We start from the raw sequence: 17125 nt of genomic DNA, 5'->3' as shown, positions 1-17125 counted from the left end.
AATCTATTATGCTACGTTTTTCTCTCAGTTTATGGCTCTGTTTGATCGGTACTTCCCTTCCTCTCCTAGCACAAACAGAAACCCCTGCACCCAATCCCCTCGAAACTCCCCTAAAAAGTCCTTTATTACCCGCAATCGATCGCCCTTTAACTCCCTTGGAGCGTCGTCAACTGTTATTATACATCGATCAACGCGATGCTGAAGCTCAGGCTAAATACGATGCGGGATTAAATGAGGAAGCTTTTCCCATCTGGTATGAAGTGATTAAATTAAATCGTTATTTAGGAGCAAAAGAAGAAGTCAAATCTTTGGGAAAAGTGGGTTTAGCAGCTTGGAATCGAGATCGAACCGAGGATGTTAAATTAATTACTGCTCGTTTAAAAACTGTGCAACAAACCGCAGAAACTAACCAGACAATGGACGGGGAATTATTAGCATTACTAGGTACATCCTATCAACAGGTACGAGCTTTTAATGAGGCGATAATCATCTATGATAAAATCCTAGCTAATGCCAGAAAATCTGGTGATAATGTGGCAGTAGAAGCCACTTTAAATAAACTTGGTCAAATTCATTTATCCCGTTTTGATTATCAAAAAGCAGCTCCAGTATATGAGGAATTATTAACTATTTCTAAGGTGCAGAATAATTCTTTAACTCAAGGAATTTATTTGCAAAGACTAGCAGAAATTTATCGAGAATCTTTGCAACCAGCTAACGCAGTAAAAATTAAAGAAGAAATAGCTGAAACCCAAATCAGAAATCAGCAAATACAGTTAATTCCCGATCTAAAAATTCAAATTGGTTTAGATTATCAAGCTTTAAAAGATGCAAATAAAGCCAGCCAAAACTTTCAAGAAGCCTATTCTCTCGCTTTTGCTTTACAACAGTACGGCACCGCAGGAGAAGCTTTAAATAAGTTAGCAGAACTTTATAAAAGTTATCAACAGGTAGATTATGCTTTACAAATCTATCAAGAATTAATTAAAGTCCATGAATTGGGTTATAATTACTACGGTTTAATGAATACCTACGATCAAATCGGTCAAATTTATCTAGAGAGAAAAAATTATCCCCAAGCTTTGCTCGCTTTCCAAAAAGGTGCGGAATTAGCCCAAGCTATCCGTTATCGTGAACAATATTTTCAAACCCAAATCACCCAAGTTAATCAAGCAATAAATAATCCTGAACAGTGATCTTTAAGTCTTTGAATAGTTAACTAATGGACAGGGAAATGGGGAATGGGGAATGGGGGAATGGGGAAGTGGGGAAGTGGGGAATTTCAACTAAAACCCTAAAACCCCCCGCAACGCGCACGCAGTGACCACCCCAACACCCAACACCCCAAAACTCTAACACCCAAAACCCAACACCCAACACCCAAATGAACAACTCCTATTCTGAATTAACCGAAGACTTGCTGAAATTGCTGCAACATTTACCCCACTTGAAAGATGGTAAATGGATTCAAAGATCTCTGGAAGCAATAGTCAGAATTGCCGGGGAGGAAATCGATCGCCTGGATTGGAAAATTTTAACCTACGCGATCGAAGATCTAGAAAAGGGATTTCAGGTATTTTACCCCTACCGTCACATTCGTAAACTGACCATTTTTGGCTCGGCACGCATCAAACCCGACAGCAGTGAATACCGTCTCGCAGTAGAATTCGCACGTCGTATCAGTCAATACGGTTTTATGGTGTTAACCGGTGCTGGGGGTGGCATCATGCAAGCGGGGAATGAAGGCGCCGGCCGGGAAAATTCCTTCGGATTAAATATTCAGCTACCCTTTGAACAGGGGGCTAATCCCTATATCATAAATGATGCCAAATTAATCGATTTTAAATATTTCTTTACCAGAAAACTATTTTTTCTGCGGGAAAGTGACGCAGTAGCTTTATTCCCCGGTGGTTTCGGCACCCAAGATGAAGCCTTTGAGACGCTTACCCTCTGTCAAACGGGTAAATACGGACCTGCACCCCTAGTATTAATTGATGAGCCTGATGGGGATTACTGGCAAACTTGGCAAGCACAAATTAGTGAAAATCTGCAAAAAAGAGGACTGATATCCGCCGAAGATCGGAATTTTTATACTATTACCAACGATCTAGACCACGCTTGTCAAACAATTCGCCACTTCTATCGGGTGTATCACTCCAGCCGTTTTGTGGGAGAATCCTTTGTTATTCGTCTTAATCACGAACTAAGCGGGGAACAGATCGAACAAATTAACCAAAACTTCGGCGATATCGTAGTTAAGGGCAAAATCGCACCTAGTCAAATTCTAGAACGAGAGAATCGGGATTCCAGCCACCATTTACCCCGTCTAGTTTTTTACTTTAACGGCAAGAGTTACGGACGCTTGTATCAATTAATAGATCACATCAACGATTTAAGTCCTGTAGTTGCCCTTGAAGAGCATCCCGAGAAAAAATAAACCCTAGGCTAGAGTTTCCGGACAGTATCCTAAACCCTTAGTAAATTGTTGCCGAAAAGCCTCTATATCTTGCTGATCCGGGGTACCGTGGGACACGATCGCCACTTGGTAACGACGCATGACATCAATGGGGGATTGTCCCGTTTCCAAACTCCAAAAAACCATCTGGAGACGCATTTCTGGTTGATAGGTAATCCCTAACTCATTCATGTAGGCGCGAAAATCCCCGTGTTGGCAAGGAGTCAGCATTTGATTAAACTTGACCTTGACCACCCAACCGTTAATCTGATGAATAACCGTCATCACGGAGGAGGGTAGATGAGTCATCGATCGCAGGTATTCGGTGACTCGTAGCGTTAAACTAGCGTTAGCAAGAAAATAGAGATAGTCCATAGTGGCCGCTGGGATGTTGGCTAACAGTCACGATTAGTGTTATATCTCTAGTCTGACGATAAACCGTTCCAGATACCAAGGGGAGAAATCCCCGATTTAGTGAAGTTCGCCTGGGTAGAATTACCCAACTTTTGCGAAGATCTTTATGATGATAACGACGATGATCCCTGACCAATCACTCTCCAGCTACGATTATCACCTTCCTCCGGAGTTAATTGCCCAAAATCCCGCAGAACCCCGAGACAGTTCCCGTCTTTTGGTGGTAGATTCTCCTAATAGTTATAATTTAGCTATTTTTCGGGATTTACCCACTTGGTTAGAGCCGGGGGATTTGTTGGTTCTCAACGATACTCGCGTGATTCCGGCCCGTTTATTTGGACGTAAAACCACCGGCGCACCCATAGAAATATTACTATTGGAAGAACAGGATGACCATCGTTGGTTATCCCTAGTGAAACCGGGAAAACGCTTTAAAGTCGGTTCAGAAGTCCTTTTTTATCCGAAAACAGGGCGAACGGAAGACCAAGCAAAATTATGGTTAGCGAAAGTAATCGATCGAGATCTGAACACCAGTGGTCGTCTGCTGGAATTTCAACGTCATCCCGGACGCAGTTTTTGGGATATGTTGGAGGAGTACGGTCATATTCCTTTCCCCCCCTACGTCACCGAATCAGAGGCGGAAGAAGACCGTTATCAAACAGTTTACGCTGATAAACAGGGTTCTGTGGCCGCTCCCACGGCCGGATTACATTTTACTCCCGAATTATTCCATAAGCTCGCCCAGAAGGGTATAGATACCGCCTATATCACCCTTCATGTGGGAGTGGGAACCTTTCGTCCCGTGGAAGTGGAAAATATTACAGAACACCTAATGCACCGGGAATTTTTAGAAATTTCCGCCGAAACTGCCGAAAAAATTGCCCAAACAAAGGCTAGAGGTGGCCGGGTTATCGCCGTAGGAACCACGGTAGCTCGCGCCTTGGAAGGGGCAATTAAAGAAACTAAGAGCGATAAATTAACCGCTTTTCAGGGAAAAACCAATTTATTTGTCTATCCGGGTTATCAATGGCGGGTTATCGACGGCATGATCACTAATTTTCACCTACCCAAGTCCAGTTTGATGATGTTAGTCAGTGCCTTAGTCGGACGGGAAAGACTACTGGCATTGTATCAAGCAGCTATCCAAGAACGTTTCCGTTTCTATTCTTTCGGTGACGCTATGTTAATCCTACCCAGCGCTTGCAGCAGTAATCAGTAAGTAGTTGGACAAAATTACATCCACACCCTAGAAAGAAGGAGGAGCAGAACTGCGGAAAGGGCAACAGGAAAAAGGTAAAAATATGTGTAAGCGGCCCGCGCATCTAAATTGGTCTAGGTCGATTATCGAACCATCTCTAGCCTGTTGTCTATCCTAACCAAGAAATGAAAAGAAAAGATATTAAAATTGGTCGCCGCTATTCTAGCAAACCCCTGCAAATATTTTTAATTATTGCCTTCACCGTCGCCGCTCCCTTTGCTATTTTTTATCTTATTGCCTTGGCCTATCTCTGGCAAGGTGATCGACTTTTGGCCGCGGGGGAGAAGGAATCGGCTCTGTCTGCTTACCGAACAGTTTTATCTTTTCACGAAAATTCAGTCCAAGCCCATATAAAAATCGCTCAGGTCTTGCAAAGTCAAAAACGCTATTCTGAAGCCTTAAAAGCATATAATCGTGGCTTTATCGTTAATAATAAACCACCGATGGAACCCTCCCAAAGTAATTATTTAGTGGCTTTGGGGGATATCTTCGCGCAGGAGGAAAAATGGTCAGAGGCGATCGATGCTTACCAAAAAGCAATTATCATTAAACCAACTTTTAAAGGGCAATTTCAGCTAGGAAAAGCCCTCTATAGTTCACAACGTTGGGATGAGGCGGCGAAAGCTCTGCAAGCAGCGGTTTTTCTCGATCCTACTCAGGGAAAAGCCTATTTTTATCTGGGAAAGGCCTACAGTGAACAGCAACTCTGGCCAGAGGCCAGTTATGCCTATCAGCAAGCTCTAGAATTGATACCTGATCAGGGTGAAACCTACAAAAAATTAGGAGAAACCCTAGCAAAACAGGTAAAATGGGAGGAAGCAGAGCAAATATATCGACAGGCTTTAATTTACGCTCCTAAAGATGGGGATATTTATAATTATTTAGGTAAAGCTTTAGCGGAACAGGGAAAACTAGGGGAAGCCATGGCAGTTTTTCAACAGGCGCGCCAAATTAGTCCCAAGAATGCTAATATTTACGAAAATCTCTGTTATATCTATATCAACAACGGTCAGATCGATGAGGGTCTAAATTGGTGTCGGCAGGCCGTAGAAATTGATCCCAATTTATCAGAAGTTAGATTTATTTTAGAGGAAATCCAACGGGGGCGATTGATTCACGACCATCCCGAATTATTAAAAATGCCAGAGATAATTCCCAGTGTTAAGAGTGATCCTCTGGTGAATTTAAAACGCTCAATTGTTAAAATTGTCATTCGCGGTAAAAATAAAAATGGCATCGGCACTGGTTGGTTATTAAAACGAGATCAAGACACAGCTTGGATCGTGACTAACCGCCATGTGGTCACGAATTCCCGTCAAGAAATCGATGCAAAGTCCCGCATTTTTGTGGAGTATTATAGCCAACCACCCCAGGGACAAATTCGCAAGCGTTCAAAAGCTAAAATTCTCCACACTACCCCCCCTAACGACTGGCTCGATTTAGCAGTATTAGAGGTAAAAAATCCCCCCCCAGATTTAAAACCTTTAGCTTTAGCACCCCTACCAATTGCCGCTAATCAACCAGTAATCTCGATCGGTAATCCTTTTAATCAAAAAGATTGGACTGTCAGCAAAGGCACTGTTAATGATAATAACGAAAAATCCTTAAGTTTATCCATGTTTGTCGTTTCTGGACAGTCGGGAAGTCCAGTTTTAAACGATAAAAATCAAGTGGTGGGAGTGATTTCCCAAGCGAGTTTATTTTGTGATAATACCTCCACTCCTAAACCCCTAGAAAATGCCGTTAGATTGGGCTGCGGTTTCGCAATTCCCATTGACAGAGTGCGAGAAAGGTTAAGAGAGTGGGGAACTTTTTCAGTAATCAGTAATCAGTAATCAGTAATCAGTGGATAGTGGATAGTGATCGATCACTGTTTACTGGTCACTGGTCACTAATAACTGATAACTGGTCACTGATAACTGATAACTGGTCACTGATAACTGATAACTGATAACTGGTCACTGATAACTGGTCACTGATAACTGATAACTGGTCACTGATAACTGCTATGCTACTCTAGGCAGAAAACCATTCGATCGAGAACACCGTGGCCAACCAAGAAGCAACTTCCCCCGCTATTCGTACCCCCTTATACAATTTAATTGCCCAACAAACCAGCAAATTTACCCCTTTTGCGGGTTGGGAGATGCCGATACAGTTTAGCGGCTTAAAAATCGAACATAATGCTGTCCGCAACGGTGTCGGGATGTTTGACATTTCCCACATGGGCAAATTTATCTTAACTGGAGATAATCTGGTTCAATCTCTCCAAACCCTAGTTCCTTCTAATTTAGCCCGTTTAAGGGCAGGAAAGGCACAGTATAGCGTTTTACTTAACCCGGACGGTGGCATAATCGATGATATTATCTTTTACTACCAAAGCGAAAGCCAGGGCCTGTTAATTGTTAATGCCTCAACTACCGATAAAGATCGAGAATGGATTTTAGGCAATTTAGAGGGATCGGGGGTCAAATTAGAAGATTTATCGCGAGAAAGGGTCTTAATTGCCCTGCAAGGACCCAAAGCATCCACAATTTTACAGCCCTTGATCAGGGAAAAATTAAGCGATTTTGGCCTATTTAATCACTGGGAAAGCCAGCTTTTCGGGGAAAAAGTTTTTATCGCTAGGACCGGTTACACGGGAGAAGATGGGTTTGAAATTATGGCCACCCCTGAAATCGGGCAGCAACTTTGGACGGAATTCTTAAATTTAGGGGTGACTCCCTGCGGTTTGGGGGCCCGGGATACCCTGCGTTTAGAGGCAGCTTTAGCCCTTTATGGACAGGATATCGACGATAGCACGAGTCCCCTAGAGGCTGGCTTAAATTGGTTGGTTCATCTGCCAGAAAAAGGCGATTTTATCGGTCGTGATGTCCTGGAAGACCAAAAACTTAATGGTGTCAATCGGCTCTTGGTGGGATTGCAGATGTCCGGCAAACATATCGCCCGTCACGATTATCCGGTAATATTCGCTGGGGAAATGGTGGGTAAAGTCACCAGTGGCACTTTATCACCAACTTTAAACACAGCGATCGCTTTAGCCTATCTTCCCACACCTTTCGCCTCGATCGGACAGGCGATCGAAGTGGAAATTCGCGGCAGCACCTACCCCGCTACCGTCGTTAAAAAACCCTTTTATAAAAGTAAAAAGTAAAAAGGTGATCGAGGTTAGGTGGCTTTTCAGTGAACAGTAATCAGTAATCAGTGAAGAGAAAACGGCAACTGCTAGATAACACTGTCCACTTAAAACTCAAATCTGATAACTGATAACTGATAACTGATAACTGATAACTGAAAATGCAATCCCTAGACTTTACCACCCTCAGTGCCACTTGTGCCGAAATTGCCGCCGCTTGGCTGCCGGCCAGACTAGAACAAGTGTATCAAATTGATCGCCAAACGATCGCCCTCCATTTACGAACCTTCGATCGCAAAGGATGGTTAATTATTTCTTGGCATCCCCAAGGGGCGCGGCTGCATATTGGTGATCCACCGCCAAAAGTCCCCGATACCTTCACTTTCAGCGATCAATTGCGTCATCAACTCAATGGTTTTGCGCTGACGAAATTAGCATTTGTTGCCCCGTGGGAAAGAGTCATCGATCTGCAATTTGCCCAACGTCCCGATGATCCGGCGCTGTGGCATTTGTATATAGAAATTATGGGCAAATATAGCAATGTGATTTTAACTGCGGCTGACAATCAAATCGTCACCGTTGCCCATCAAGTCAATGCCACTCAGTCTAGTGTTCGCACCGTACAAACGGGACAAATCTATCAACTACCCCCCGTTTTATTGGCAACAGACCCCAGTTTAGAAGAATCCTTAAGCAGTTGGCAAGCTAGGGTTAGTTTAATCCCTAAAACTATCGAAAAACAGTTAGTTAGTACCTATCGTGGGGTTAGTCCCGTCATCGCTCGATCGCTGTTACAAAAAGCCAAAATTAACCCGAAATTAAACACGGATCAGTTAGATAATACTGATTGGGAAAAGCTCTTTTCAGCTTGGCAAGAATGGTTAAAAATCCTTGAAAATAAAACCTTTCAACCGGGATGGACGAGAGAAGGTTATACAGTTATCGGTGGGGAGATGCTGGCAGCGGCTAAAGATGTCCAAGAATTATTAAACCGTTATTATAGCGAGCAAATTAATCAAGAAAGCTTTCGACAACTACAGCAAAAATTAAACCAAAAAATTACCTCTTTACTGACTAAACTGCAAACTAAAGCGGCGGGATTTCAAACAAGACTAGCAGAATCTGCTCATGCTGATCGCTATAAAGAGCAAGGGGATTTATTAATGGCCAATCTGCAGCAAATACCGCAGGGAATGACTAGCATTACTTTGGCAGATTTCGAGACAGGAACCCCTGTAATTATTCCTCTTGATCCCGAAAGAAATCCCGTACAGAATGCCCAATATTTTTATAAACAACATCAGAAATTAAAAAGAGCGCGGTTAGCGGTGGAACCTTTATTAGAGGAAGTGGTTAGTGAAATTAATTATCTCGAACAAGTGCGATCGAGTTTAAGTCAACTAGAAAATTATAGCGGCAGCGAAGATTTAGAGGCATTAGACGAGATACAAGAAGAATTAATACAACAGAAGTATTTAGAAAGCAATTACCAGCGTAATCGGACGAATAATAAAGAATCCGAACCCATGCGCTTTACTACTCCCTCTGGAGTCGAATTATGGATTGGCAGAAATAACCGTCAAAATGATCGGCTAACTTTTCGTAGCGCCAGCGATTACGATATCTGGTTTCATAGTCAAGAAATCGCCGGTAGTCACGTTTTACTCCGTTTAACCCCCGGTACAGTTCCAGAAGCCGCCGATCTGCAATTTGCCGCCGATTACGCCGCTTATTATAGCCGCGCTCGCCATAGTGAACAGGTTCCCGTCGTCTATACCCGTCCCAAATACGTCTATAAACCCAAGGGCGCCAAGCCCGGTATGGTGGTTTACAAACAGGAAACGGTAATCTGGGGCTGTCCTCAGAGGGTTGAAGATTACCGCAAAAAATAATTTTTTACCAAATTGTTTACTTTTTTTTACACAAAAAGGGTATTGTCTGTTACAATTGTTACTAGAGAGACAAATGCAGTTCAGGCGCTTGGGAACGCAAGAACTATATTTCCTCGGATTACAACAACAAACAACAGCAAACCAGTGGTAGCAGCCAATAGTCGGGGGAAAGACACAAAAAACCGACTATTTAGGTGATATTAAAGCAACCACTGGTATTTTATCTTCACCTAACCGGTTCTGTCAGTTTCCTCAACTTTCTTTTGGGTTTCCGAGACTTAGGGACTTGCGCTTTGATAATGTACCTTTTGGGCGAACGCAGTGCGCCCCTACATTGTGGACAAAATCCGTTACTGTAGGGGCGCAAAGCTTGCGCCCTCCGATCGATTGGGATATTATTCCCACGCAAGTCCCTTATTGCCCAGATGAATGATTTTGATTGTTGAGAATATTTGCTCTATCTTTGGGATGAAAGAGGGATAGTTAGCATCCAGCTTTTTGTAAAGAAATTTAAACTGCACGCATAGTTAAGCCTCTTCGGCCTAAATAAACGACTAGAAACAGTTTTTTTCGGGAGGCCCGGTTTATGGATAGCCCATTAGGGACGATGAACTTTCAACAGATAGAACTATATAAAAGAATTCAGGCATTTGCCTTGGATCGGCCAGATAGTCAATTATCTTTCAGCCAACGATTAGCAAGAGATAACGGCTGGTCCTTAGGCTATACTCAGAGAGTGATCGAGGAATACAAAAAGTTTATATTTCTAGCCGTTGCAGCAGGACATCCAGTCACGCCATCCGACCAAATCGATCAAGTTTGGCATTTACATCTGACCTATACGCGATTGTACTGGCAAGAGTTCTGTCCCAAAATTTTGCAAACCACATTACATCACGAGCCGACTCGTGGGGGTTCATCCGAGCAATTAAAATTTGGCAGTTGGTATAGCAAGACGCTAGAAAGTTACGAACAGTTTTTTGGACATATTCCCCCAATAGATATTTGGCCTAAACCCAAAGACCGATTCGGGCGAGATTTGCATTTTATCCGGATCAATACTCAACAAAGCTGGGTTTTGTCAAAACCTAATTTCACAGTCTCCGTCAAACCACAACTGCGAAAAATAGGCATCTTTACCTTTTTAGCCTTCCTTTCACTGATGATAACTGGCTGTCAGATAATCTCCCAAATTCCTAACCCAATGAATTTTACAGGTCCGGAATTTTTAACCTTCTATATTTCCCTAGGAGTGATGGGAATCGCTTTGGCAGCCTGGCTACGTTTTTCCCTGTGCCTAGTTAGCACTAATACAAAGCAGCAACCTGATTTAAATACTTACGAGATAGCTTTCTTGGCGGGGGGCAATCATCGCCTGATTATGGCCGCAATCACCAGTTTGGTAAAACAAGGCTATGTGGAGGTATTAAAAGAAAAATCACCATTTGGAAGAACACAAAGCAAACTGGTGGTGACAGGAAAGATCGATGCTATTGCCGATCCTGTAGAAAAGGCGGTTGCACAAGATATTTTGGCCACTGATGGGGCAATTAAACAGGTTTTCCAGAAGTCTCAAGGAATGAAAGATAGCATTCGTTCCCGCCTAGAACAGCTTGGTTTGTTTCTGAGCGATGCCCAAGCATTGAAAGCGCAAATTTATCCATCATTGATTGTGGTTATTCTTCTAGGAATAGGCTTGTGCAAAATGGCGGTGGGAATTTCTCGCGATAAGCCAGTTGGTTTACTTCTCATCTGTATATTTGGGCTTCTAGTTTTGGGAGCAAGGTTTTTTGTCAAACCACAGCGTCAGCGCAGCCGTTATGGAGAGATCATTTTTAATGATTTAACAAATCGCTTACAACATTTAAAAACAGCCAATAGCAGCGATTCTGAACTGGTACTTGCGGTGGCGTTGTTTGGAGCAACAGTTCTGATGGCGGATATGGCTTTAGCAGACCTGTATCAAATGCTGACTCCCATAGCCGCTGCTAGTAGCGGCAGTGGTAGCGGCAGTGGTAGCGGCAGTGATGCCGGCAGTGGCGGCAGTGATGCCGGCAGTGGCGGCAGTGATGGCGGTGGCGGCAGTGATGGCGGTGGTGGCGGCAGTGATGGCGGTGGCGGCGGTTGTGGCGGTTGTGGTGGTTGTGGTGGTGGTTGATTGAGTTCAAGGCTATTAACAGCCGCTCGCTCGTTCCGTTGAACATTCCCGCCACCGTAGCCCTGTTAATTTTTGCCTTAATCTCCTCTCTGGTTTGATTGCTTACTGCCATCAGCCGAAAAAATCCTCCTTGAACAGGGAATTTTATCGCTTCTACTTAACCCCAGTTCGGGTTAAGTAGCCATTTTTCAGGAGAAAAGCTCTTAGGGCAGTGGGAAAGTCTGGATATTTTCCGATCGCTATACTTTCGCCATGGATATCGAGACCCCAATCGGAGTTTTTATCGTAATTAGCGAGAAGAAATTGCCAAGCTTCTTGGTATTCTCCTAGTAGAATTTTCTGTGCCACATAACCGGCCAAAATGCCATTAACTTCGGCTTTTTCTTTTTTAGCTAACTGAAAAGCTTTCAACATTGCTGCTAAAGTTTTTCTTAATTCTTGGGGATATTTTCTGGTGACATCTGCTAATTTACCCTGTTGAAAAGTATAAATTCTCGAGGGAGGAAAAGAGGCGGCGTAGGAACTAAAAGCATACAAAAAAGCATTATCAACGGTGATAAATTCATAATTATTATCTCCATCTAAATCTTCAAAAGAACCACCACTACCATCTAAAAAACCCGTTTCTTCTCTAATAAATTTATCTTTTTGCCAAGTATAAATTACCAAAGATGTGCAGCAATGAGCGCCGCCGCTATAGGTGGAGACGATAATCTCATCGATGCCATTATTATCTAAATCTCTTAATTCAACATAGCCAGATCCAAAGGCACTATAACCGCTATTTTGCTGATAAATTTGCCCGTTATAAAAGATTTGATAAGACACATTATTAATATCAGAATTATCATCAACTTTCTCGTTTAGGTCGATAGGTTGATAGCTAACTTGTACCTTAATTTTCCCCGATCTAACCACTTGATTTCTGAGGGGTTGACCGGCATCAAAATCGAGTTTAGTCACGGCTAAACTCGCAGCTGCATCGCCCAAGAATTGAGATAATAAGCAGCAAATAAAGCAAGTTTTGCTAATATTCATCGGCTAATTCCCAGAGAGAGATTAATATCAGTGTAAGTAGCTGGTTATAATTAAATTTAAAATGGATTTTAGGTTCGATCCCCCTAGCCCCCCTTGATAAGGGGGGAAGCCGAAGGCGGGGGATCCCCCTTAATAAGGGGGGCATCTGAAAGTTTTTAATACCCACCTACTTATCTTACTTATTTTTACCGACAATCAGCCGTTAACTTTTCGAGAAAAACTATCTATTCCAAAGTTTTAACGCTCAAAACTTGGGGAGGGGTGGCATCGGGGGGATAGAGAAAATCGAGATTAACGTCGCGTCGGGCGCCAGGGGGAAGTTCCACCTGCACTAAAGCTTCTCCCTGTTGTCCTTCCCGTTGAACGAGATGGAAAAAACGTTCCTCAGTGCGTCCCAGTTCGTTACGATAGGTAACGCGCACTGCACCCCGGAAAAATACCGGTCCCTGGACGGGTTCAACAAATAGCAAGCGATCGAGATAATTATCTTCTTTAATTGGGGTTTGAATACTCAAAACCACCACCTGGGTTTTGCTAGTGTTGTTATATAGAGGTAAAGTCAGATAGTAGTGAACACCGTAGTTACCGTGAGCTTTGAAAGCCGTATCGGGATAACGCACTAACATGGGGGCGCTTTGGATTTGTCTGGTTCCGAAAGTAGCTGCTGTCACCGTACTTAAAGGATAGGCAAAAGCTTGACCAGGTTGAGGAATGGTGAGATTAATTCCCCCTTTGGGATCGACAATCCGGGTTGCCCATTCCGAACCGACAGAAATTCCGGCCACGCGACCATAAAAATTTCTTCTGCCGGGGAACCATTGATCGGGGGGAGTGGGGGGAAAATCACGAGGAGCGGCCAAATCACCTCTAACTAATAGGGTACGCCATTCCTCTAGGGTAGGGGGACGAAAGCTTTCTATTTCCCGATCTTCGATTTTGACTTTTTGGGGAACTTCGTAGAGGGCTAAATTAGCCATATAGACCGGTCCATCGCTGTAGAGACGCAGGAGAGTCGAGCGGGCGCTACTTCTGGGGATAACCAGATCGAAGAGCATCCGACTTTGGCCCGGGGGAATGACGATCTGGGTGGGAAATTGGCTATCATGGCGACGACGCATGATATCGCCGGCTAAACGGGAACCGGGACCGGAAAAAACCCGGCCGTTGGGATCTTCCACCAGAGAGGGCAAATCGACAAAAGGGGCATCGGCGGAGGTGACGTAACTGACTCCTTGCAGGATGCGGATAACCAGGTTTCTGGAGGTGGGATTAGTAACGATCAGGCCCTGGTGTAAGTCGCGATTGGGATCGGTTTGACGAGCGATGTGGTGGGTGAAAACGTCAAAACGTCCTTGTAGGGGATGATTGAGATGGGCTACGGGATAACGTTTTCCTTTGCCGGGGAAAGTGGAGAGGAGAATTCCCTCTTTTTCTACGACTTCGGGACTATTGCTATTAAAAACTAGAACGTCATTTAGTTGACCGGGCAACTGACGCACTTCCTGATATTGGGTGATTAATTTCCTCTCTATCTGGGGCAAGACCGAGGCGGACTGAGCTAAAAGAATAGTGGGTAAGAAAGAAAGCATAGAGATTCCATATTTATAGGATCTAATTAAGGGTGAGTCGATGGAGAGGTGAAGTTATAGGACAATATAAGCGAGTTTGTCTTGGCGATCGATAAAGAATCTTAATATATTTTTAAGGTCTGATCAAGTCCTGTCAGGGATGATGTGAGCTAGGGGCGGTTTTCTGGGTTAGCAAGGGAGAAAAACCCTTGCTATTGCCGATTTTAACCGTTAAGTTGACAGGGACGGGTAACTGCTCACCCTAGCTTTAAATTTCGCCGCGAATGTCTTCGACGATGCCATCTCTAAGGACGAGTTCCACATTCATTTTGGCCACTAAGTTATCGCCTTTTTCGACGCGGAAAAAGCTTTCTAGTTGTGCTTGGGCGACTTCTTGATTGAGTTCCAAGAGTTGTACCTGTTGCAATTGTTGCAGATACTGGTTTTTTTGTTCGAGAAACTCACTTTTCTGTTGATTGACTTGGATTTGAATATTGTCAATCTGTTGGGCAGCCGCGGGGGTAAGGGGATCAGACTCTGACGCTGAATTTCTGCGATCGCTCTTTGTCCTTGGGTTTCTAATTGTTGAATTTGTGCGTCAATTTGAGCCATTTGTGCTTGTAATTGCTGTTGTGCTTCTTCTTTCCAGCGCGGAGTCACGATGACTTTAATTGTCACCGGGCGCTTCAGTAATAAACTGGTTTGTGCGTCATCCATGATTTGCTTATCCTAAAAAGGTCTTTTTGTCAAGGGGTTAGGGAATATTTGCCAGAAATATTTACTTGGCAAACATCTCGTTAATCATATCGCGATAGCGTTGCGTTACTACCGGTCGTTTAATCTTTAAAGTTTGGGTCATCATGCCGTTTTCTTGGGAAAAAGGCTCTAAAATTAACTCAAAGGTTTTAATCTGGTCATCGGCACGATAACCGGGCCGATTTCTCACCTCGCGCTTTAATTCTTGTTGGTAGAGAGCTAAGACTTTTTTGCTGTAGAGATCGCTAGAAAGAATCATTGAGCGATCGCTGTGAAGATCGGGTAAATTTAAGGATATTTTCTGTTCTTGGGCCCAATTGGCCAGTATATCAAGATTAGGCACGATCAAAGCCCCCAAAGCTTTTTGATCCTGTCCCACTAGCATAATTTGGGAGATAAAGGGACTGCGTAAACAAGCATCTTCAATCGGTTGCGGTTCGATATTTTCACCATTGCTCAAAACAATTGTATCTTTGGCCCGTCCGGTTAAGACTAAATCCCCAGCAGCGGTTAACCAACCAATATCACCGCTATCAAACCAACCATCGGGAGAAATCGCTTTTTCGGTTGCTTCCGGTTTTTTATAGTATCCCTGCATCACCTGCGGACCGCGAATCAAAACTAAACCGTGTTTTTCTGTGGGTAAGACTTCTTTGCTCTGTAAATCGACAATACAGATTTCTGTCTGAAAGACGGGACGACCGGCAGACCCGCGCAGGTTATGATCGATACGACGGACGGTAGCCACAGGAGAAGTTTCTGTCAGTCCATAACCAACTAAAATCGGGATTCCGGCAATCTCATAGAAAGTATCTAGATGTCTGGCTAAGGAACCACCGCCACTAACCAAGATTTTAACTTTATTTCCCACTGCTTGGCGAATTTTGCCATAAACTAGCTTGTCACCGATGGCATGGAGGGGATAGAGTAAGAGGGATTGAATTCTTGCTTTTAGTCTTTCTCCGGGGGAAGCATGAAGATGATCTAGACTGAGATTATCAGCGATACGTTTAGCAATAACGTACTTTTCCGACTTTTCTAGCAAAAATCGCACTAATTTCTGTTTTGTGGCCGATTGTTCGCTAAATTGTTTTTGGATACCCTCGTAAAGAGATTCCCAAAGACGGGGAACTCCCACCATTAATTGCGGACTAAACTGCTTTAAATCCTGCTTAAAAGTGCGAATACTGGTATAAATCTGGGTGCAACCTTGAGCTAGACTGAAATACTCACAACTGCGCTCGTAGGAATGCCATGAAGGTAGTATGCTTAGAACTCGATCCCCAGGATCCGGTTGAAAGATAGCATTTAAGTTGCGTACCTGATGGAGGAGATTACCATGACTTAACATCACCCCTTTTGGTTGTCCCGTCGTTCCCGATGTGTAGATGAGGGTAGCCAGATCATTTTCGCTCTTGGTGATGGGTTTAAGGGTGTTCTCAGCCCCGATCGCCATTAGTTGCTTGAAATTTAAGGTCTGCACGGAAATCGCCCCAGTAGCGGGGTCTTCGTCGGTGAGCAGCACGATTAATTTTAGGGGCAATTCAGGGATTTTCGCCAGCAATTTCCCTAAAGTTTTGTTATTTTCCACAATCAGCGTCTGACTGTCACTATCGGCCAGAATATAGGCTAATTCCTCTGCATCTGCTTGAGCAGATCGTACCGCGTTGGCTGCCCCGGCTGCCATGGAACCTTGGTCGGCAATAAACCACCGGGGACTATTATCGGCAAATAAAGCGACATTTTCGGTTTCTGTGACTCCTAATGCTTGTAAAGCGGCGGCAAATTGCTGAATTTGTTGATAAAGTTCCCGATAGGTGATAATTACTTCCGGTTTACTGTGGGGATCGTGCAGGGCGATAATATCGGGGAAACGCTGGGCAACTATTGACCAAACTTCGGGTAAAGATTGAATATTTGAATAGTCAATTAGGGTTGTCATAACAGTAGTTATAGAGGGTTACAAGAGTAATAACATATAGATTAACCATTCGAGGCTCTTTTTGCCGGTTCTCCTAGACAGTATTTCAACAGGTATCTAATCCTGCAAAGTTAATTTCCTAGTCGAGACTCGGAGAGAGGAGACTTTTCAGTTATCAGTGAACAGTGAACAGTAATCAGGGAATGTACTGTTACTTAATACTGCTTACTGATTACGGAAAAGGCTAACGGCTTAGATGTATAATTAATTTTGCTTAGGTAAGTGGTTCTAATTAAATAGAAGATAGATTTTGCCTCTGATCCTTCCCTACCCATGGTAGGGTTGATTCATGAATCAACCCTACTATGAATCAACCCTACTATGAATCAACCCTACTATGAATCAACCCTACTATGAATCAACCCTACTATGAATCAACCCTACTATGAATCAACCCTACTATGAATCAACCCTACTATGAATCAACCCTACCCCTTAATAAGGGGGGTGCCGACAATTTTTAACACCT

General features: G+C 43.6%; 11 protein-coding genes and 1 pseudogene. 7 read left to right on the top strand and 5 right to left on the bottom strand.

Going from position 1 to position 17125, the window contains the following annotated elements; genetic code table 11:
* The first annotated feature begins 8 nt into the window (after window positions 1-8).
* A complete protein-coding gene (locus tag VL20_RS02790) occupies window positions 9-1196 on the top strand; it encodes a tetratricopeptide repeat protein (protein ID WP_052275539.1) in 1188 nt (395 codons plus the stop codon).
* Window positions 1197-1384: 188 nt separating this feature from the next.
* Complete coding sequence (locus VL20_RS02785) at window positions 1385-2437, top strand: LOG family protein (RefSeq protein WP_052275538.1); 1053 nt, start codon at window positions 1385-1387, stop codon at window positions 2435-2437.
* A 3-nt stretch (window positions 2438-2440) separates the two neighbouring features.
* Here the strand turns inward: VL20_RS02785 and VL20_RS02780 are convergent, their stop codons facing one another.
* Complete coding sequence (locus tag VL20_RS02780) at window positions 2441-2830, bottom strand: hypothetical protein (RefSeq protein ID WP_002796539.1); 390 nt, start codon at window positions 2828-2830, stop codon at window positions 2441-2443.
* A 160-nt stretch (window positions 2831-2990) separates the two neighbouring features.
* Between VL20_RS02780 and queA the strand changes: the two genes are divergently transcribed.
* From queA to VL20_RS02755, 5 genes are all read left to right on the top strand, one after another.
* Window positions 2991-4088: a tRNA preQ1(34) S-adenosylmethionine ribosyltransferase-isomerase QueA gene (gene queA / locus VL20_RS02775; protein WP_052275537.1), complete on the top strand. Its 1098-nt coding sequence runs from the start codon at window positions 2991-2993 to the stop codon at window positions 4086-4088.
* Window positions 4089-4252: 164 nt separating this feature from the next.
* The gene (locus VL20_RS02770) at window positions 4253-5962 is read left to right on the top strand and encodes a serine protease (protein ID WP_052275536.1); all 1710 of its coding nucleotides are present in this window, start codon (window positions 4253-4255) and stop codon (window positions 5960-5962) included.
* Window positions 5963-6174: 212 nt separating this feature from the next.
* Window positions 6175-7281, top strand: a complete 1107-nt coding sequence (gene gcvT, locus VL20_RS02765) for a glycine cleavage system aminomethyltransferase GcvT (RefSeq protein WP_052275535.1) — start codon at window positions 6175-6177, stop codon at window positions 7279-7281.
* Between the two features lie 143 nt (window positions 7282-7424).
* The gene (locus VL20_RS02760) at window positions 7425-9155 is read left to right on the top strand and encodes an Rqc2 family fibronectin-binding protein (protein ID WP_052275534.1); all 1731 of its coding nucleotides are present in this window, start codon (window positions 7425-7427) and stop codon (window positions 9153-9155) included.
* Between the two features lie 586 nt (window positions 9156-9741).
* Window positions 9742-11313, top strand: a complete 1572-nt coding sequence (locus VL20_RS02755; RefSeq protein WP_052275533.1) for a TIGR04222 domain-containing membrane protein — start codon at window positions 9742-9744, stop codon at window positions 11311-11313.
* Between the two features lie 153 nt (window positions 11314-11466).
* Here VL20_RS02755 and VL20_RS02750 read toward each other — a convergent pair whose 3' ends face one another.
* The 4 genes and pseudogenes from VL20_RS02750 to VL20_RS02735 all read right to left on the bottom strand — a co-directional run bounded on the left by VL20_RS02750 (window position 11467) and on the right by VL20_RS02735 (window position 16617).
* Window positions 11467-12351 (bottom strand): hypothetical protein, encoded by an 885-nt coding sequence (locus VL20_RS02750; RefSeq protein ID WP_052275532.1) that lies wholly within the window; start codon window positions 12349-12351, stop codon window positions 11467-11469.
* Between the two features lie 224 nt (window positions 12352-12575).
* Window positions 12576-13940 (bottom strand): DUF3370 domain-containing protein, encoded by a 1365-nt coding sequence (locus VL20_RS02745; RefSeq protein WP_052275531.1) that lies wholly within the window; start codon window positions 13938-13940, stop codon window positions 12576-12578.
* Window positions 13941-14187: 247 nt separating this feature from the next.
* Window positions 14188-14636: pseudogene (locus VL20_RS02740) on the bottom strand (YlqD family protein).
* A gap of 61 nt (window positions 14637-14697) precedes the next feature.
* Complete coding sequence (locus tag VL20_RS02735) at window positions 14698-16617, bottom strand: long-chain fatty acid--CoA ligase (protein ID WP_052275530.1); 1920 nt, start codon at window positions 16615-16617, stop codon at window positions 14698-14700.
* Between the last annotated feature and the right edge of the window lie 508 nt (window positions 16618-17125).

This window comes from Microcystis panniformis FACHB-1757, from assembly GCF_001264245.1.
Lineage (GTDB): Bacteria > Cyanobacteriota > Cyanobacteriia > Cyanobacteriales > Microcystaceae > Microcystis > Microcystis panniformis.
The sequence above is the reverse complement of the archived record's forward strand: the minus strand, read 5'-3'. Positions and strand labels throughout refer to the sequence as shown.